The sequence below is a fragment of the Corynebacterium poyangense genome (genome assembly GCF_014522205.1).
In the GTDB taxonomy this organism is placed as follows: domain Bacteria; phylum Actinomycetota; class Actinomycetes; order Mycobacteriales; family Mycobacteriaceae; genus Corynebacterium; species Corynebacterium poyangense.
Window position 1 is genome coordinate 772,287 of record NZ_CP046884.1, and the last position, 19,361, is coordinate 791,647.

Sequence of the window (19,361 nt, forward strand, 5' to 3'; positions counted from 1 at the left end):
TGGTGGCTTAGTTCTCTGGAGAAACGGGATCCATTCGGACTTCATAAAGCTGTGGCCATCGCTTGCCGCTGAGCAGAAAATGCCCGCTCTCGGGGAGGAACGCAATTCCATTAAGAACATTATTTGGGTCGGGATCAGCGTGGGAGAGTAAATTGCTAGCATCGACGCTGGCTGTTACCGCTCCGGTGTGGGAATCTATTCTGACTATGCGATGAGTGGGAAAGACATTTGCCCAGATGTCGTTGCCGACGCATTCCAACTCGTTAAGCCCCGGAACCGGCTGTCCTGCCTGGGTTACGTTCACCTGTTCTTCTACGGTGAGGGTATCTGGATTAAGCCGGCGCACAATAGAGCTGCCGTCGGAATAATAAATTCCGGACTCCTGGTGGCAGATACCCCAGCCCTCGGTAGGCAGTGGAAGCCGGCGGACCGGCATGAGGGTGTCCACGTCTCGTTGAATCAGCTGGTGGTCTTTCCACGTTAATTGCCAGATTGCGGAGTCGGTGCGGGTGATACCTTCGCCAAAAATCTCAGGATCAATAGGGCTGGATTGAAGCTCTTGTCCGGCTAGGGTGCTGCGATAAACCCGTGACTGACCCTTTTGTCCAGTGCCTATGAGCAGTGTGTCGGATGACTCTGCTTCTAGGCCTTGGGTGAAGCTACTCTTATCAAAGGGGAAAGACTGGATCACCGTGGGCTTGAGGAGCTCTACCGGTGGGGCTGAAGGGGGTGAGGGAGACACCTGGCAGGAGCTAAGGAGAAAGAGCGAAGCTAGGAGAACGCCACCGAAACCCCGGGTCGCGAAACGAGGGGTGGATTGTCGCATTCTCATATCCTTTGGCGAAAAATAGTGTCCTTTATCACAATAATGGCGTTCTTTTTGAGAATAATCTTAGCGGGTGCCAATCTTATCCTTGGCAATCCCCTGGTTGACTCTTCTTTAGTGAGAGGGGAGAAGCCGCTCCAAGATCGTGCCGCAAGAGAAGAGAATAGTAGATGAAAGCCGGCCTTGATAGGTATTTTCACATCACAGAACGTGGGTCCACCTTAGCTACCGAAATCCGGGCTGGGGTGGTGACATTCTTCGCTATGGCGTACATCGTCATCCTGAACCCACTGATTTTAGGAACAGTTCCAGACCACACCGGCTATCGCCTAGGGATTCCGCAAGTTGCTGCTGCTACCGCATTAGCCGCCGGAGTTATGACCATAGCTTTCGGTCTCATAGCTCGTTACCCCTTTGGTATTGCCGCCGGGCTCGGAATTAACACCATGCTGGCAGTCACCATGGTCAGCGGAGAAGGCCTAACCTGGCCTGAAGCCATGGGGTTGGTGGTCATCGACGGGGTGGTGATTGTCATTTTGGCGGTCACAGGTTTTAGAACAGCGGTATTCCAAGCTATTCCCTCCTCAATGAAAGCCGCGATCGGGGTAGGAATTGGTCTTTTTATCGCGATGATCGGACTGGTAGACAGCGGTTTTGTGCGACGTGTTCCTGATACCGCGAAAACCACAGTTCCGGTGAGTTTAGGTATTGATGGTTCAATTTCATCTTGGCCCACTCTTGTGTTCGTGTTGGGGCTTATTATTTGTGGCGCGTTGGTGGTGCGCAATGTCAAGGGTGGATTATTCATTGGCATAGTTCTCACCACAATCATCGCGATGATCGTCGAAGCCTTTACCCATGCCGGTCCCTCGGTGTTGCCCAACGGGGACCCCAATCCTCGTGGCTGGTCCCTGGCTATTCCCGGCATTCCGGATTCCTTAGGAGGAATTCCCGACCTATCTATTGTCGGACATGTCGATGTGGTTGGGGCTTTTCTCAGAGTGGGTGCATTAACCGCTACTCTTCTGGTTTTTACCCTGGTATTAGCGAATTTTTTTGACGCCATGGGAACGATGACTGCGCTGGGTAAACAAGGACGCCTAGTAGATGCTGAGGGAAATCTTCCGGACTTGAAAAAAGCACTGGTGGTAGAGGGGGCCGGTGCCATTGTTGGCGGTGCTGCTTCGGCAAGCTCCAACACTGTTTTCGCTGATTCCGCCGCCGGCGTGGGAGATGGTGCGCGCACTGGTTTAGCCAACGTGGTTACTGGAGTTCTTTTCCTATTGGCGATGTTTCTGACTCCGCTTTATGAGATTGTTCCCATCGAAGCTGCTGCCCCAGTGTTAGTCGTGGTCGGAGCGATGATGATAGCTCAGATCGGAGATATTGAATGGACTCGATTCGACATCGCTCTCCCCGCCTTTTTAACCATCGTGGTCATGCCTTTTACCTATTCCATCGCTAATGGAATAGGAGTAGGGTTTATCTCTTTTACCCTCATGTCCGTTGCAGCGGGAAAGGCGCGACACGTCCACTGGATCATGTGGCTAGTATCAGCGCTATTCGTCGTGTTTTTTGCGGCTGACCCGATTATGGACGTGCTGGGATAAATTAAATCTATGCCACTGCGACGTATAACCATCAGTGATCCAGCCGATCCTCGTTTGGATGACATTCGAAATTTGAATAGTTCGGATCGACGCCCAGATCTACCAGGTGGAAAGGGGCTAGTTATTGCCGAAGGACCTCTGGTTGTTGGGCGATTGCTGGAGTCCGCCTACCCGGTGCGTCAGCTGGTTGGTTTTCCTCATCGGCTTGATAGTTTCCTTGCTGAACATCCGCTATCCGGGGATCTGCCGATATATGAGGTGAGTCGCGAGGTCCTTGCCGAAGCTGCTGGCTTTGATATGCATCGCGGGCTTTTGGCAACGGCGGACCGGATTCCCTTGCCTTCGGTTTCTACAATTATTGATCATGCTCGTACCGTGGTGGTCCTTGAAGGGGTAGGGGACCATGAGAATATCGGTTCTATTTTTCGGAATTCCGCGGGTTTAGGAATTGACGGGGTGTTATTTGGAGCTGGTTGTGCCGATCCGCTTTATCGTCGATCAGTTCGGGTATCTATGGGGCATGTGTTGAGAGTTCCGTGGGCCAGATTGGAAGGCAAATCTACTACCTGGCAGCGAAGTCTTGATGTACTGCGAGATCGCGGTTTTCGTCTTATTTCCTTAACCCCTGATGAAGCAGCAGTCCCTCTTTCTCAGGCGATGGTCGATGATAATCATCAACCTTGGTCAAAAGTGGCTCTACTGGTCGGGGCAGAAGGGCCGGGGTTGAGCGAACATGCCATGCGCGCTACCGACATCAGAGCGCGGATTCCTATGGCCCCCAACACTGATTCACTCAATGTGGCCACCGCCGCCGCAGTAGCCTGTTGGGAAAGAGTAAGAACCAGATTCTAACGTTGTTAACTGCGGTCAATATGCCGTAGTTTTTCCTGCAGCCGGTGAACTACAGTGCGTACTCCGCGAACCGTGCTTTTGCCCAGGCGTCGGGCCACCACAGCCGAGGCCTCAGCAATCCGAGCAATATCATCACCTGTAGTGAGTTGGCGACGATGCTCTTCATAATCATCATATGCTGCGGGAAGATACTGCTTTTCTGCACTGTCTCCCGCAGATGTCGACGCATCGCCTTGCCCAGGTTTTGGCAAAATCCGGTGAGCCGAACCATCTACTCGAGGAGCAGGGCGACCATCAACCGCGAAAGCTGCCACCGGAATATCGGGACCTTCTGGGGTAATGGGAACACCGAGCCACTGGGTTTCAGCTTCGGCCACCAGGTCTTGAGGGTTAAAAGGTAGCGAAATGCCACCTAATTGTTCCGCGCGCTCACCGGCCCAAAATGGTGATTCAAATGGGTAGGGAAGTCCAACGTCTTCGAATAGTTCCTCGCGGGTGGCGCACAGACTGCGCTTGAGTTCTCCCTGTTCCCAACGGGCAAATCCGCCGAATTCTTCCCAGCGGCCAGTGCCACCACGAGCAACTGCGATGACTGTGTCGGCAGGAAGAGAGTTCAAGAGACGAGGGTCAATGTCAGACAGGTGGGAACAATTTTCCAGGAAAGTTTGAACCACGCTGACTCGACCATATCCGGCGATATAGAATTCGCCGCTGGAGGCTGGGACGGAACGGTTAAGTGGAAATTGCCCGATACTTGTCACCGGCCAGGATGGGTTAAGCTGCGCTAGATATTTGCGGCCAAATCCGCGGTCAGCCTGGGGTTCTTTCTCTAAAACTGCCGAGGGGTCAGCGGTAGAAAGAAACCACAAGGTCACGGTGGTGTTGACCGGTTGATGATATTCCTTGGACTTATCGGAGAGGTTGCTCATGCCGGGGAAGGTCATTGCCTATTTCCTTGGGCGTTTCGTATTTGCTCGAACCCCTAAGAGCACATCTTCCCAGTGAGGTGTGACTGCACGGCGGCGCCGTTTGGTGGGGTTATGCTCAGGGTCAGGATGTTGGAGGAGGTCCTCGCCTTCGGTGATCTCCTGGGAGTCTTTGACTGCCGGAATATCATCACGAGTTCGTTCGGTGGGGGAAAGGTCCTCGCTCTCCGCTTCAGAAGAATCCTCCTCGGGGGACTCCGCGTTTGTCACCATTGTCTCAGACGCAGCACGGTCATCGTCCCATCGACTAATGGGGGTCAAGGTCCTGACCGGTTGTACGAAATTCGGGTCAGTCAGATCCGCCGCTATCCCATTCCGGGCCACCGCAGTAGCCGACGAGGTGGTGTGATTATGCAAAGTCCACTCGGCGGTATTTTCGCTGAGGCCTGCCCGCCACGTCACCGTAACAACCCATTGGCCGGACGTTTCACGAAAAGCATCCCAGGTAGCTTCTGCTAAATCATGCCCGCGGGCTGCGAGAGCGGTAGCCAGAACCTCAAATAACGTGAGTTTAGCGGGGCCATCATCTCGGACGGGGTGGGACTGTTTAGCCATCTCGGCAATCCGTGAGCGCTCCTGTAAAACAGGGTAAGCAAAAGCTTCCACTCGCGATTCTGCCACTCCCATTGTCTCCGCTAATTCAGCAACGCTGGCCCCAGAGCGAATTCGTTCTTGAATCTCACGTGGACGCATTGTTAGTGGCGCAGAGAGTGCGGGATCAGGTTCCCGGCGACTAGGGACAGTGGTATGTAGTACGGTGGCGGAATCAGATGCCGATTTATCCTCTTTACTTGGACTTTTAGGCTCGACGCTCGGCTGGCTGCTGTCTTTCGTAGTGGCATCCGACTCGGGTTGGGGGCCTAACAGAATAGCGCGAAGATCGGGAGTGACTTCTAAGAAAAACTGAGTGCCAGAATTATCGTCGCTATCTGGTTCCGCCGGCCGGAAGACCAGCGAGGTGGGGGTAGATTCCTCGCGGACGAGGAAAAGCTCACGCATCTGATCTCCTTTTATTTGAAAGGCAGTTATATCAATTTTTACTTTAACGTAATCTGCCTTGGTGAAGCGCGAGCCACAACTAGGTGCGCGCACCACCTTGGTCTAAGACGTAATCAATCGATTGAGTCAGCTTCGCCACATCTTCTGGGTCAATAGCTGGGAACATTCCGATCCGAAGCTGGTTTCGGCCGAGTTTCCGATAGGGCTCGACGTCGAGGATCCCGTTGTTGCGGAGGATTTTTGCCAGAGCTGCCCCATCGATCGAGTCATCGAAGTCGATGGTGCCTACCACGAGGGAGCGGTTCTCCAGTTCGCGAACAAAGGGGGTAGTTTCGGGACGAGCGTCGGCCCATTGGTACAAGATGGTCGAGCTTTGGGTAGTCCGTTCGACCATGCCGGCCAGGCCGCCATGCTCATTCATCCATTGGATTTGGGCATCAAGCATCAAGAGGGTGGCAACGGCTGGGGTGTTATAAGTCTGGTTCTTACGAGAATTTTCCACCGCGGTTTGAAGATTTAAAAACGCTGGAATGAAGCGTTGAGAATCTGCATTGATGCTGGCGATTCTTTCCAGAGCAGCTGGGGACATGGCAGCCAGCCACAAACCACCGTCAGAGGCAAAGCATTTCTGAGGTGAGAAGTAGTAGACATCTGCCTGGTCCATCGTTACGGGAAGACCACCCGCGCCGGAGGTGGCGTCGATAACGACGAGGGTGTCATCTGTAGCCGAAGGACGCTGAACCGGAACCATCGCACCGGTTGAGGTTTCATTATGAGCCCACGCTAAAACATCTGTATCGGGGATAGCCTCAGGCTGAGGAGCGGATCCAGGAGCAGATTCAATAATGGTGGGATCTTCTAGCCAGGGTGCTTTCTTTGCGGCGGTGGCAAACTTTCCGGAGAATTCGCCATAAACTAAATGTCCAGAGCGCTTCTTGATGAGCCCAAAGGTTGCTGCGTCCCAAAAAGCGGTGGCCCCACCCAGGGATAATACAATTTCATAGCCATCCGGCAGTGAGAATAGATTAGATAATCCTTCGCGTACTGACCCCACCACGTTCTTGACGGCAGCCTGTCGATGTGATGTTCCGACAATAGAGGTAGCCCCAGCGGAAATCGCATTGATTTGCTCGGGGCGAACTTTTGACGGCCCGCACCCGAAACGTCCGTCGGCGGGCTGGAGATGAGAAGGGATAGTGAGGGTGATCTGTGAATCACTCATGATAAACCTACTGAACTTTCACTAGTGGTATGGTCAGTGCCTCTTTAGCTTAATAATTCCCCGAGACATTACCCCCGAGCAGGGATATCTCTGGGCTGCGTGGGGGTGGACAAGGGGGTAAAAGATGTCTGCGTCTGACCAGGTGGAGGGGAGCTCAAACATAAAGTAGTCACTATCACATAATTTGCTAAAATGTGTGCTGTCCCATTTGCTTGTCTCCGTTTAATAACTTCTGAGCAGGGCCGATGCCCAGAAGGGAAGAAGATGGCAAAGGATCATTCCGAACCGCAGAAGATGGCAAGGGTGTGAAGGTGGGCCAAAACTACCCTAAGTAAGCTCTTACCGCGGGCGGTCTGTATAGCCGCTACGGCTCAAGCGGTATACCGTAAACGGATAGCGTGAATGCTCGCCAATGACGGCCTGTCATTCACATTTCATACAACTGTTGGAAAGGTAAAACGTGGCTTCTGAGAATAAGGATAAGGCTGTACTTCATTACCCCGGTGGCGAGTTCGAGATGGACATCAAGAAGGCCACTGAGGGCAATGATGGTGTCGACCTAAGCAAGCTTCTAAACGAAACTGGACTAGTTACCTTTGATCCGGGATACGTCAGCACCGGTTCCACTGAATCCAAGATCACCTATATTGACGGTGCCAACGGAATTCTGCGTCACCGTGGTTACGACATTGCTGATTTGGCGGAAAACGCCACTTTCAACGAGGTTTCTTACCTGCTGATCAAGGGTGAGCTTCCGAATGCTGACGAACTCGCGGCGTTTAATAATGAAATCCGTCATCACACCCTGTTGGATGAAGATTTTAAATCTCAGTTCCGGGTGTTCCCGCGTAATGCTCACCCGATGTCGGTGTTGGCTTCTTCGGTGAATATTCTTTCCACCTATTACCAGGATCAATTAAATCCTTTGGACGAAGCTCAGCTAGATAAAGCTACGGTGCGTCTCATGGCCAAGGTGCCAATGTTGGCTGCTTATGCTTATCGGGCATCTAAGGGCGTTCCTTATATGTACCCGGATAACTCCCTGAATGCGCGGGAGAACTTTTTGCGGATGATGTTTGGTTATCCGACTGAGCCTTATGAAGTAGATCCGGTGATGGTGAAGGCACTTGATAAGTTGCTTATCCTTCACGCGGACCATGAGCAGAACTGCTCCACATCCACTGTACGGATGATTGGTTCTGCTCAAGCGAATATGTTTGTGGCTGTTGCCGGTGGTATTAACGCCTTGTCTGGTCCGCTGCACGGTGGAGCTAACCAGGCTGTTCTGGAAATGCTTCAGGAAATTCATGAAAATGGTGGCGACGCCACTGACTTCATGAATCGGGTGAAGAATAAGGAAAAGGGTGTCCGGCTCATGGGCTTCGGTCACCGGGTTTATAAGAATTACGATCCGCGTGCCGCCATTGTGAAAAAGACTGCTCACGAGGTTCTGGATCATTTGGGTGGGGATCACCTGCTGGATCTGGCTATGCAGCTGGAAGAAATTGCCTTGGCAGATGATTACTTCATCCAGCGCAAGCTCTACCCGAATGTTGATTTCTACACAGGTTTGATCTACCGAGCCATGGGCTTCCCGACGGACTTCTTTACCGTCTTGTTTGCTATTGGTCGTCTTCCGGGCTGGATTGCTCACTACCGCGAGCAACTGGAAATGAATACCAAGATCAACCGTCCTCGCCAGATTTACACGGGTGAAACCTTGCGGAGCATTACCCCGCGTGACCAGCGTTAATCTCCGGCGGGCTCGGAAAATAAGGGGAATTTTATAACCCTGAGGGTCAGATGAGAATAGGGCACTCTATAATGGAGTGCTGTCTTGTCTGGCCCTTTTCTCTGTGTGCTCTAAGAAGCAAGTAGAGAAGGGGCTAGGGAAAGTTGACAACAACCCCAATCCGAGGAGTATTTACCCGATGGAAAAGCCCCTTATTGATGTCCCGACTGGCCCCGCCCCTGAGGATTTGGTCATCGAGGATCTAGTACTAGGAGAGGGGGAGGAAGCTCAGCCCAATGACCAGGTGGAGGTTCACTATGTAGGAGTGGACTTTGAAACTGGACAGGAATTCGATTCTTCGTGGGATCGCGGACAAAGCATCAACTTCCCGCTCAATGGCCTAATTCAAGGATGGCAAGAAGGAATTCCGGGGATGAAAGTGGGAGGCCGACGTAAGTTGGTGATTCCGCCAGAAAAGGCCTATGGGCCCGCTAATGGAGCTCACCCGCTGGGTGGTCGAACTCTTATTTTCGTCATTGACCTGCTTAAAGTAGGATCATAACGTCCACGAAGGGCATAAACCTGATTTAAGGTGTTCAATGGGGTGTATGAGTTTAGAACTAGCACCCGCATTGACTCTCAACGATGGCACGGACATTCCACAACTTGGCTTAGGCACCTGGGCCTTACGCGGTGAGGAATGTGTAGCCACAATACGTTCGGCGATAGAGGTGGGCTATCGCCATTTCGATACGGCCGCTCGCTATGGCAATGAAGAAGCAGTAGGCCAAGCTATTAATGAGGCAATTGCCGCCGGCGATGTCTCCCGGGACGAGCTGTTTATTACCTCCAAAGTATGGAATGACCATCACGACGCCCAGGCTACTGCTGAGTCATTCCAGGAATCCCTCGCCAAGCTTGGCTTGGATTATCTGGACTTATTCTTAGTCCACTGGCCTTATCCACAACAGCAAAAATACGTCGAGTGTTTTGAGGCGATCGCGCGTCTTCAAGGTTTAGGGACGGTCCAAAGTATTGGGGTTGCTAATTTTTATGAAGATGTCCTCGATGACTTAATTACCCAAACAGGCATTGTGCCAGCGGTTAATCAAGTTGAGCTCCATCCTGGTTTTTCTCAGTCAACGCTTCGGGAGTACCACGACGCCCATGGCATCATCACCGAGGCGTGGTCACCCTTAGGGCGCGGTATCCTCCTCCAAAACCCGGTGATTGCTGATGTTGCCGATCAGGTGGGACGTTCCCCAGCCCAGGTCATTCTCCGCTGGGGAATACAGCTAGGTTGTATCACTATTCCGAAGTCTGCCAAGCTTGATCGTCTTAAGGAAAACCTGAATATTTTTGATTTCCAGCTTTCCGAAGAGCAGATGGACCGTATCAATGTTCTTGATGAACAACGCGGATTTGGACGCATCTTTGATGACCCCCATACGTGGCCGGACTCGCTGCACCGTGATGAATCTCAGGCATGAGGAAATTACCCTAATAGAGACGTAACGTTTTCTCAGATTTTCTCCTTCGGCAAGTCTGTGAAGTTGGTGAAGAATGTGATATGCGACTTTGCAAACTTTGCAAACTGCACCATCTTCGGGGGGAGGGGGTGCTAAGGTTTTCGGGAATTGCCAGGTAGGCAGTGGGTAATTTTGTTTTTCGGGGGTAATAATAGGGTGAGTTTACTTCGCTACTTTAACCTCGCAAAGTGAGTTAGGTAACTTGTGTAGGTGCACAATGTGACTGTGTACACAGTATTTCCTTAATTATTCCTGGGGGAATAGTTAGAGGAATGAGATAGAAAGCGAGTTGTGACAGCGATGAGCTCCACACCACCTGCGGCTACGCAGCGTCGGGCGCCTTCCAGTGAAGAATTTCAGGCCATGCAGCAAAGCCAGGAATTCCACGAACTGCGAAGCGCTTACCGCTCTTTTACTTTTCCTATGTCGGTGGCGTTCTTCCTCTGGTACGTCGCTTACGTGCTGCTTTCCATTTTCTTCCCAGCGCAAATGTCAATACCTTTTCTTGGGATGAATGTGGGATTGTGGTTAGGCGTCCTCCAGTTCGTGACGACGTTCATTATCACCTGGGCCTATATCAAATATGCCAATCAGAATATTGAGCCAAAAGCGGCTGCAATTAGAGAAAAGATGGAAGGCTAGGCGTTGTGACCATGATTAATAGCATGTATCTAGCAGAAGCCGCTGCCGAGGCGGGAACTGGAAATCCCTGGCTTAATATCGGCGTTTTCTTAGCCTTCATCGTGGTCACGATGACCGTAGTCATGAGGGCCGGTCGCACTACCAAAGAAGCAGCTGACTTTTATACCGGTGGCGCCTCGTTCACCGGTACTCAAAATGGTCTCGCTATTGCTGGCGACTATCTCTCTGCCGCATCATTCCTCGGAATTGTTGGTGCCATCGCGCTGAGCGGCTATGACGGATTCCTTTATTCCATCGGGTTCTTCGTCGCCTGGTTAGTAGCGCTGCTCCTTGTTGCTGAGCCACTCCGTAACGTAGGCCGATTCACCATGGCAGACGTTTTAAGTTTCCGCTTACGGCAAAAGCCGGTCCGGGTGGCGGCAGCATTCGGAACTCTTTTCGTGTCCTTGTTCTACCTCATTGCGCAGATGGCCGGGGCAGGTTCGCTGGTATCGGTTCTGCTTGATATCCACGACACGTTCGCCCAAGCAATTGTGGTCGCTGTCGTTGGCGTCATCATGATTATCTACGTGCTGGTCGGTGGCATGAAAGGCACTACCTACGTGCAGATGATTAAAGCTGTTCTTCTGGTAGGCGGCGTTATCATCATGACAATTTTGGTCTTTGTCATGGTCAAAGGCGGCATTGGAACCCTATTGAACTCCGCAGTGCAAACCCATGCGTCATCGGCGACTATCGCTAAAGAAGGCTATCAGGCAAGCGACATCCTTAATCCTGGGCTGAAATATGGAGGGACGTTCGCTAAAGACCTGGACTTCATTTCCCTAGGAATTTCTCTGGTCCTCGGTACCGCCGGATTGCCACACGTGCTCATGCGCTTTTACACCGTTCCCACGGCAACTGAAGCGCGCAAGTCTGTCACCTGGGCAATTGTTCTTATCGGTTCCTTCTATCTGATGACCTTGGTGCTTGGTTTCGGAGCTGCGGCCCTGGTGGGCCCAGACCGTATTCTCGGTGCTCCTGGTGGCGCCAATGCTGCTGCGCCACTCTTGGCTTTGGAACTGGGTGGCCCGATCTTCATGGCAGCCATTGCTGCAGTTGCTTTCGCTACTGTTCTTGCTGTGGTGGCAGGATTGGCTATTACCGCTTCAGCATCTGTCGCACACGATGTGTATGCCGCGGTTATCCGCAACGGGGAAGCTACTGAGGAAGAGCAGGTGAAAGTCTCACGAATCACCGTTGTTGTCATCGGCGTGGTTGCCATTATTCTCGGAATCCTCGCGATGAAGCAGAATGTGGCCTTCTTGGTATCCCTAGCTTTCGCGATTGCCGCTTCCGCGAATCTCCCCACCATTTTGTATTCGCTCTACTGGAAGCGCTTTAACACCGTAGGTGCGGTGTGCTCCATGTACGCAGGCCTAGGAAGTGCATTACTTCTGATCATTCTCTCCCCGGCGGTCTCGGGAGCTAAAACCTCAATGATTCCGAGCCTAGATTTCGCTATCTTCCCGCTCAGCAGCCCAGGAATTATCTCCATCCCCTTAGCATTCCTGGCTGGATACCTTGGTTCGGTCCTGTCTAAACCGGATAATTTGGATCATCTCCAAGCCGAGATGGAAGTTCGATCCCTCACCGGAGTTGGTGTGGAAGCCCCAGTTCAGCACTAGTCAGCTTTCTCACACTCGGTAACACTCCAAACTGCTGCCAGCCTTAGGGCTGGGAGGGTTTGGAGTTTTCTTTATTCATCATCCCGCGAATACCTCCGATAATGCCGGGGATGATGGAGATAAACACGATCAATAAGAAAATTGCTTCAATATTCTCCCGAACAAAGGTTATTTGCCCGAGAAGAGCGCCTAAAGCCACTACGCCGGCACCCCAAAGAACACCACCAATAATGTTATAGGTGATAAACGTGCGCCACTTCATGCCGGCCATACCAGCGACGAGTGGAGCGTAGGTGCGCACAATGGGGACAAAGCGACACAAAATGATGGTGAGGGGGCCGTATTTGTCGAAAAACTCCTCGGTGCGTCGGACATATTCTTGCTTGAAAATCCGGCCGTCGGGGCGATTACGCAAATGAGGGTGGAAACGGTTGCCGATCCAATATCCGACTTGGTCACCAAGAATAGCGGCGATGGGGCAGAGAATCATGACCAACCATAAGGGGGCGAAAGGATCTGGCTGGTTAGCTAATAACCCTGCGGTAAAAAGTAGTGAATCTCCAGGTAGGAGGGGGAATAAGAGACCCGATTCAATGAAAACGATGAGAAATAGCACCGGGAGAATAGCTCCACCAAAGGGGCCAGACCCGGATAGTAGGTACATCGGATCTAGCCACTGGGGGCCTAGCGCTACAGTCCACACGACGTCATTTGCCATAGGGCAAACATTACCCTCTGGGGTCCTAAAGTCCGCGTATTGTTCCCACCGCTGCGCAGTCCTAAGCTAAACCCGGTAAACCGAAACATGGTTTGAGATTGGAGAAAAGATGTCAGGGCACAAACTCGTCTTGATAGGTTTAGGCCACGTGGGGGATGCTGTTTTGGCTCACGCGATGTCCTCGAAGCTTTTCAGTGATATCGCGCTTATTGACGCCAATACCCAGCTTGCTGAGGGGCAAGCGCTGGATCAACACCAAGCTACGGCCTTGCCGGGTGTGGGGAATGTGCATGTTCATGTGGCCGATTATGATGCGTGCGCCGATGCTGATGTGATTATCTACACTGCCGGACCCTCGATTCGTCCCGACCAAGCAGGTGCTGAGTCTCGAAACCTGTTGGCCGCGAAGAACGCATCAATTGTTCGGGAAGTGATGGCAGAAATCACTCAGCGCACCCGAGACGCAATTATCGTGATGGTGTCCAATCCAGTAGATCTTTTGGTGCATATTGCAGCCACCGAGTTTGACTACCCCACAGAGAAGATCATGGGCACCGGCTTACTATTGGATTCCGCACGCCTTTGCCGAATTGTTGCAGACATGCTCGATATAGACCCGGACTTTGTTCATGCCGCCATGCTGGGTGAACATGGGGCAACCGGGTTTCCCTATATGTCAGGCATTTCCGTGGCTGGAGTTTCCTACCCGCAATTCCCCGAGGTTTTCGGTATTGACCAACTTCTCAGCGCTGAAGAACTCATGACTCGGACTAATTATGCCGGGATGGAAGTGCTAAAAACTAAGGGATGGACTTCCGCAGGCGTTGCAGCAAGCGCTATTACTTTAGCCCAATCAATTATGCTGAACTCTAAAATTGTGGTCCCGGTATCCACGCTGCTGTGTGGGGAATATGGTCAACACCAAGACGTGTCATTGTCGGTGCCGTGCATCATCGGAGAAAACGGTATTGAAAAGCGCATTGAGGTGCCGCTCGATGCATGGGAAGAAGAAAAAATGCAGCAATCGATAACGGCATTAAAGAAATTGATTGCCAGCGTTTCTAAAAAATAGCTTTAGCTTCTCTGGGAAAAGAGACTCGACGTCCAGCTAGGGCGAAAAACACCCCGTTAGCGTCCGTTATCACAGGATAGCGACGGGGTGGAGAAGGGAGTTTTGGAAAACCTCACAACCTCGATTAACTCGGTCCGGTTCCATGCTCGGTTCCGTCACAAATTCGATTTGGTTCCATTAGAGGTAGCTACCAGCGCCAATACAATGGGGAAGAAGCCTTGTGTTCCCGAGCGCTAATGCGGTGGCTAATCGCTCCGGTTAGATGCCAGTGCTTCCAGATACCCCTGAATTTCTTCTCCAAGCCTGAGCAGTCGAGTAGTCTTGTCGTTGAGGAGTTCCTGAAGGTTGGCTGTCTGCGTAGGCTCGCGGTACTTGAGAATTGAAAATGCAGCCCCGGCTAGCGCAAGCGCCATTTTCTGTGCAAAGTAGAGCGAGTCGACTTCCAGCACAGTCGGGTTCTCGTTAGCGGCTATGAATTGGTAAAAAGCCTTCCAGGTGTTGTGGTGCGTGTAGCTGCACAATTCACCGTAAAACTCGTCACCGACCAGTTCTCCTAACGTGAGTTCCACCAACTCCGTGTACTCAACTTTGTCGTGTTTGAGGTCGGGAATTTCGTTCTTTGTTGTGTACCGAGTAACTAGCTTGTTGAGATTGTCGTACAGGTCTTCCAGACCTTTGAGTTTATGAGCCTTGTCCCTGTTCATTCCCGCCCGAATTGCGCGCGCGGCGCGAACGGTACGAAACTCTGGCGACTCGTCGCGGGTGAGGAAGATCAAAAGCGCCGCGTTTTCGACAGCACTTCGGGCAATAGGAGCCACCGTCGCAGGAGGGGTGAACTCGTCCTGCATGAATCTGCCAATGGTATGAACGTGAGCGCCCGCGACCTGCAACACCGCCAGCGCCAATTCATCGGGGAGTCTCGCGGCGTTCGTCTCAGCGAAGCTAAAACGCGCGTTGACGGGTTGCGTGATGTCGGGTCCCCATGCAGGGAGGGCTTGCCCAATTTCGTTGGCTACGTTGGCAATACCGGTGCACAGCAAAAACATTTCGTGTTTGAACTGGGCGATAACGGGGTCGAGTTTGCTGTTTTCGTGAGCTGTCATCATGCTTCCAATATCGCAGCCGGGCGGAAATACGTTCGCTCAGTTGTCGTCGTGACCTCCAAGAGTTTGTCGCAATTCGTTCTGGAAGAAAAGTTACGGTTGTCGCAGCACCATTGAGGGCATTAACGCGCAACTGAAAACCGCCCGAGGTGTCGGCCACGGCGACCCTACTTCCAGGCTTATGCGTGGGTGGGCAGCTCAACTCGTTTCGGCTGCCGTGTCGCTCGTTGTGACGAATGTCCGACTCGTGGGCAATGCGGTGCTTAGGACGCCGCGTGCTCCTGAGCCAACACCGCCGACCACGCCGCCGACGAATGGACGTAAACGCCGCGAGCAGGTAGGCGCAGTCAGCCCTAACGCTCCGCCACGAGCTGCCTAAGTATGAGGTCGAGACCACTTGAGCTCCCGTTGTTCAAAGACACGAGACGCCAGTGGTCTACAGGTCGTGGGGGAGTGGACGAAAACGAGGTTCTCGAAGGGAATTTTGAGGCGTATTGGGCGAAAACGGCACGAAAATACCCCAGCTAAAATGTGGAACTAGCTGGGGTTAGTTAGGGCTTTGGGTTTTCCAAATAGATTGGAAAAGTTTTCCGGAAGTCCCGAGAAGAAAAAGCGCCCCAGATTGGATTCGAACCAACGACACCGGCTTTAGGAGAGCCGTGCTCTATCCCCTGAGCTACTGGGGCTGGAAGGGTACGGCCCCATAATTTACCGCATGGATGGCTCGGGGCGATAACCACCCTGGTTAAGTGCGGGGGTGAGAGCGATAAAAGCTTTGGAAGCGGTAACGGAGCGGGAGGTGGGCGTCGGGCTGAAGCCTAGGGAGTGTGAGCGCACCTTTGGCGGATTCTTGCCAGCCGCTATCAGTCTTGAGATGAAACTCCTGGGGGACGTGGGGTGCGAGGGTGGGGTGAGGCAGAAAATCACCGAGGTTGAGATCAATGAGGGTGATTTCAATGCGATCACAATAAGGCAGAAGCTGCTGGTAGACCATCCCGCCACCAATGACCCAGCTCTGGTCAAGGTCGCTGAGTTCAGTGGACGAGATGATCTCCGCCCCAGAGCTCCACGAACCTGGAGCCTGAGAACTTAAAATAAGATTTTGGCGATCAGGCAGGGGGCGAAATCGTGCCGGCAAGCTTTCCCAGGTGTGCCGGCCCATGACCACCGGATATCCCTGGGTGAGCTCTTTGAAATGGGCCAGATCCTCTGGAAGATACCAGGGCATAGTCGAACCGTCACCGATGATTCGGTCATGGCTTTGGGCCCAGATTGCAGATAACCCCATTTACACCGACACCTTCCCGCGGATAGTGGGGTGCGGGTTATAGCCTTCAAAGACCACATCATCGAAGTCATAGGAGAAAAGATCCGCGGCCTTATTTAACTTCAAGGTCGGATAGGGGCGCGGTTCACGGCTAAGTTGTTCTTTGACTTGCTCTTGGTGGTTGTCATAGATGTGACAGTCACCTCCGGTCCAAATAAAATCACCGACACCCAGGCCCACTTGTTGTGCCACCATGTGCGTCAGCAAAGAGTAGGAGGCAATATTAAAGGGCACCCCTAAAAACATATCTGCGCTGCGTTGATATAGCTGACAGCTGAGTTTGTTATCGGCTACATAAAACTGAAAAAGTAGATGACAGGGTGGAAGTGCCATATTTTTTATTTCGGCGACGTTCCAGGCACTGACGATATTACGACGAGAGTCAGGGTTGGTGCGTAGCAACTCTAAGGCTTGCGCTATTTGGTCAATATGCTCACCGGCCGGGGTGGGCCAACTGCGCCATTGCACCCCGTAGATTGGGCCTAACTCGCCGTTGTCGTCTGCCCACTCATTCCAGATTCGAATACCGTTTTCTTGGAGCCAGCGAACATTAGAATCACCCCGCAAAAACCACAGTAATTCCCCGACTACTGCGTGAATATGTATTTTTTTGGTGGTGAGAAGAGGGAATCCGGACTCTAAGTTATAGCGCAGTTGAGCGCCGAAAATGCTTGTTGTTCCCGTGCCGGTACGATCAGCTTTCGCTGTTCCATGTTCACAGATATGGCGGAGTAGGTCTTCATAGGGGGTAGAAATTGGCGCAGTCATGCTTCCAAACTCTACCCTCAATTACCGAGCTCCCATGTATGGACCGGGTCACCTCCGGCTTGATTCCTGAGGTATTGTTCCACCAGCTCGGCTAGGGCAGCACGACGATCATCTTCGCTAGGTTTAGCTGAAGATCGTAAAATCTTCCGGAAGGACCGTAGCTGCCACGTAGCCCCGTTTGCGCGGAGACGAGCCCGTTCTTCGATGACACCCAGGTAGCGCTCAATGAGATCCCGGTTGACGTCGAGCTGTTCTAGGCCACGGCGAGCCTGCGGCAGAAGATAAGTGCTGATCAAATCCGCCGCGTCAACTCTGCCTAAAGTAGGCCAGGAAAGCCGGGCATGGATTCCAGCACGTGCTGCGGCGAGGAAATTTTGCTCAGCTTGCTGGAAACTGAGTCGAGACCACACTGGACGGGTCTCTTTCGCCAGGGTGTTGACGATCCCGTAGTAAAAGGCAGCGTCTGCGACGGCGTCCACGACGCTGGGGGCAGCGGGCAGCAGCCTGTTTTCGACGCGCAAATGGGCGGGAACACCGTCTTTGCTGGCGGGAGCATAGATGGGTCGATTCCAGCGCCAGACCGTGCCATTATGCAAATTGAGATAGTGCAGTGCTGGTGTTCCGCCCTGGACTACCGGTGTGCCGGAGGCTTCTCGGGATTCCGGGAGAAGTGGGGAGAAATAGCGGACATTTTCCTCGAATAGGTCAAAAACACTGGTGATCCAGCGTTCGCCAAACCATACTCGGGGTCTTACTCCCTGATTTTGCAGTTCTGCGGTTCGGGTATCTATGGCTTGTTGAAACACCGGGATGCGGGATTCGTGCCACACTTGGTAGCCCAAGAAGAGTGGGGAATTTGCGGATAACGCAACTTGTACCGCGGCTACTGCTTGAGAAGCATTCCAGGCGGCGGTGAAATTTTGAGGTGATACTTGGAGGTGGAGCTGCATAGAGGTGCAGGACGCCTCGGGGCTGATGTCAGCGAAATCTCGACGAAACTGCTCCCGATCAGCGAGATCTATCCGGACTAATTCACCACGAGATTCCATGATGGCGTTGCTTAGCGCTCGATAGCGATTCTCTGGAGTCATCCAGTGGTCAGAATCAAGCAGTTCGGTGTTTAAGGTGGGGAGCGTACCGATCATGATGGGTCTGGCCCCATGGTGCGCAGCCGCTTCACGGACCGTAGCAAGGCGGGTAGCAACCCCGTCTTCCAGGGTGTGCAAGCCTTCACCGCTGACCTTCAATACTGGATGATTAAGCTCCACATTGAAGGCACCGATTTCGGATTGAAACTCCCCGCCGGTGCCGAGGGTCTCTAGCACTTGAGGTCCGACGGTCGCTGGCTGGGATTGGCTATCAACCAAGTTGAGTTCCAACTCCAAGCCGATGCTTCCGGAATCGTCGAATTCAGCTCGCTGTAGATGCCGGTCGAAGGTTTCTAAATCCTCGGCTAGGCGCTCCCGATAGCGGGTTCGTTGAAGCGGGCTGTAGCGTTCTGTTGAAACGGCGTCTCCCATGATGAATTTCCCTATGAGTCGTTGAAATCGCGGATAATGCCGAGAATCTCGTCTTTGAGTTCTGGGCGACAAATCAAAATATCCGGCAGATAGGTGTCTTTATGGTTATAGGTGAGCTCTGATCCATCTAAGCGAGAGCAATGAAGGCCAGCGGCAAGAGAGACTCCTACCGGTGCGGCAGAATCCCATTCATATTGGCCGCCGGCGTGGATATAGGCGTCATAGTCACCTAACAGGACGTGCATGGCTTTTGCGCCGGCAGAGCCAATGGCCTCAGTACTGAAACCCAGGGTATCGGCGACGTGCAGAGCAACCTCGGGCGGACGGTTATGGGAAATAGCGATTTTCTTAGCAAAAGGACCGCTGACCGCGCGAGCTTCCGCTGAATCAAAAACGACACCGAGGTCTGGAAGATTAACAGCTGCGTGGATAGGGTGACCATTCTCAACAAGGGCAATATGAACTGCCCAGTCCTGCCGGCCGGTGGCGAACTCCTTCGTGCCGTCGAGAGGATCAATAATCCATACCCGGTTTTTCCCTAGGCGTTCTGGATTATCAGCGGCCTCTTCGGAAAGGAAACCATCATCAGGACGGTGTTGCTCCAGGACTCGCGCAATCCAGTTTTGAGCCAAATCATCTCCGGCATCCCCCAGGTGGCGACCCCGGAGCAACCCCACTCCGCGGACTCCCTTGAGAATTTCCCCCGTGCCTTGAGCTAGAAGTTTAGTCAATCGGGCATCGTCAATTTGTGCAGTCATGCGGACAATTCTAATGCGTTGACTAGCATG

General features: G+C 52.7%; 18 protein-coding genes and 1 tRNA gene. 8 read left to right on the forward strand and 11 right to left on the reverse strand.

Going from position 1 to position 19,361, the window contains the following annotated elements; all coding sequences use genetic code 11:
- Positions 1-7: 7 nt before the first annotated feature.
- Entirely contained in the window at positions 8-826 is an 819-nt protein-coding gene (locus tag GP475_RS03640; protein ID WP_187975296.1) for a glutaminyl-peptide cyclotransferase, read from the reverse strand.
- 170 nt (positions 827-996) lie between these two features.
- Between GP475_RS03640 and GP475_RS03645 the strand changes: the two genes are divergently transcribed.
- Together GP475_RS03645 and GP475_RS03650 are read left to right on the forward strand one after the other, a co-directional pair.
- Positions 997-2,436: an NCS2 family permease gene (locus GP475_RS03645; RefSeq protein WP_187975297.1), complete on the forward strand. Its 1,440-nt coding sequence runs from the start codon at positions 997-999 to the stop codon at positions 2,434-2,436.
- A gap of 9 nt (positions 2,437-2,445) precedes the next feature.
- Positions 2,446-3,288 carry a TrmH family RNA methyltransferase gene (locus tag GP475_RS03650; RefSeq protein ID WP_187975298.1) on the forward strand — a complete coding sequence of 281 codons (843 nt, stop codon included), beginning with the start codon at positions 2,446-2,448 and terminating at the stop codon, positions 3,286-3,288.
- Between the two features lie 5 nt (positions 3,289-3,293).
- Here the strand turns inward: GP475_RS03650 and GP475_RS03655 are convergent, their stop codons facing one another.
- The 3 genes from GP475_RS03655 to serC form a co-directional block, all read right to left on the reverse strand.
- The gene (locus GP475_RS03655) at positions 3,294-4,232 is read right to left on the reverse strand and encodes a DUF6928 family protein (protein WP_394367405.1); all 939 of its coding nucleotides are present in this window, start codon (positions 4,230-4,232) and stop codon (positions 3,294-3,296) included.
- Positions 4,233-4,235: 3 nt separating this feature from the next.
- Positions 4,236-5,273 (reverse strand): septation protein SepH, encoded by a 1,038-nt coding sequence (gene sepH, locus GP475_RS03660; RefSeq protein ID WP_187975299.1) that lies wholly within the window; start codon positions 5,271-5,273, stop codon positions 4,236-4,238.
- 79 nt (positions 5,274-5,352) lie between these two features.
- Positions 5,353-6,495, reverse strand: coding sequence for a phosphoserine transaminase (gene serC, locus GP475_RS03665; RefSeq protein ID WP_187975300.1), 1,143 nt, complete (start codon positions 6,493-6,495; stop codon positions 5,353-5,355).
- 460 nt (positions 6,496-6,955) lie between these two features.
- Here serC and GP475_RS03670 point away from each other — a divergent pair, with 460 nt between their 5' ends.
- From GP475_RS03670 to GP475_RS03690, 5 genes are all read left to right on the forward strand, one after another.
- Complete coding sequence (locus GP475_RS03670) at positions 6,956-8,248, forward strand: citrate synthase (protein ID WP_187975301.1); 1,293 nt, start codon at positions 6,956-6,958, stop codon at positions 8,246-8,248.
- A 178-nt stretch (positions 8,249-8,426) separates the two neighbouring features.
- Positions 8,427-8,789, forward strand: coding sequence for an FKBP-type peptidyl-prolyl cis-trans isomerase (locus GP475_RS03675; RefSeq protein ID WP_187975302.1), 363 nt, complete (start codon positions 8,427-8,429; stop codon positions 8,787-8,789).
- A gap of 46 nt (positions 8,790-8,835) precedes the next feature.
- The gene (locus tag GP475_RS03680) at positions 8,836-9,717 is read left to right on the forward strand and encodes an aldo/keto reductase (protein WP_187975303.1); all 882 of its coding nucleotides are present in this window, start codon (positions 8,836-8,838) and stop codon (positions 9,715-9,717) included.
- 339 nt (positions 9,718-10,056) lie between these two features.
- Complete coding sequence (locus GP475_RS03685) at positions 10,057-10,398, forward strand: DUF485 domain-containing protein (RefSeq protein WP_187975304.1); 342 nt, start codon at positions 10,057-10,059, stop codon at positions 10,396-10,398.
- 23 nt (positions 10,399-10,421) lie between these two features.
- Positions 10,422-12,065, forward strand: coding sequence for a solute symporter family protein (locus tag GP475_RS03690; protein WP_187975766.1), 1,644 nt, complete (start codon positions 10,422-10,424; stop codon positions 12,063-12,065).
- A gap of 43 nt (positions 12,066-12,108) precedes the next feature.
- Here GP475_RS03690 and GP475_RS03695 read toward each other — a convergent pair whose 3' ends face one another.
- The gene (locus tag GP475_RS03695; protein WP_187975305.1) at positions 12,109-12,783 is read right to left on the reverse strand and encodes a DedA family protein; all 675 of its coding nucleotides are present in this window, start codon (positions 12,781-12,783) and stop codon (positions 12,109-12,111) included.
- Positions 12,784-12,892: 109 nt separating this feature from the next.
- Between GP475_RS03695 and GP475_RS03700 the strand changes: the two genes are divergently transcribed.
- The gene (locus GP475_RS03700) at positions 12,893-13,855 is read left to right on the forward strand and encodes a lactate/malate family dehydrogenase (protein ID WP_187975306.1); all 963 of its coding nucleotides are present in this window, start codon (positions 12,893-12,895) and stop codon (positions 13,853-13,855) included.
- A gap of 245 nt (positions 13,856-14,100) precedes the next feature.
- On the opposite strand, the gene GP475_RS03705 is transcribed toward GP475_RS03700, so the two are convergent.
- From GP475_RS03705 to GP475_RS03730, 6 genes are all read right to left on the reverse strand, one after another.
- Positions 14,101-14,961 carry a hypothetical protein gene (locus GP475_RS03705; protein WP_187975307.1) on the reverse strand — a complete coding sequence of 287 codons (861 nt, stop codon included), beginning with the start codon at positions 14,959-14,961 and terminating at the stop codon, positions 14,101-14,103.
- Between the two features lie 610 nt (positions 14,962-15,571).
- A tRNA-Arg gene (locus GP475_RS03710) sits at positions 15,572-15,644 on the reverse strand.
- Between the two features lie 59 nt (positions 15,645-15,703).
- Entirely contained in the window at positions 15,704-16,246 is a 543-nt protein-coding gene (locus GP475_RS03715; RefSeq protein WP_187975308.1) for a dihydrofolate reductase, read from the reverse strand.
- Entirely contained in the window at positions 16,247-17,053 is an 807-nt protein-coding gene (locus tag GP475_RS03720) for a thymidylate synthase (RefSeq protein WP_187975309.1), read from the reverse strand.
- A 17-nt stretch (positions 17,054-17,070) separates the two neighbouring features.
- Entirely contained in the window at positions 17,071-18,573 is a 1,503-nt protein-coding gene (locus GP475_RS03725; protein ID WP_187975310.1) for a glutamate-cysteine ligase family protein, read from the reverse strand.
- Between the two features lie 11 nt (positions 18,574-18,584).
- On the reverse strand, positions 18,585-19,331 hold the full coding sequence (locus GP475_RS03730; protein ID WP_187975311.1) for a 3'(2'),5'-bisphosphate nucleotidase CysQ: 747 nt from the start codon (positions 19,329-19,331) through the stop codon (positions 18,585-18,587).
- Positions 19,332-19,361 lie beyond the last annotated feature (30 nt).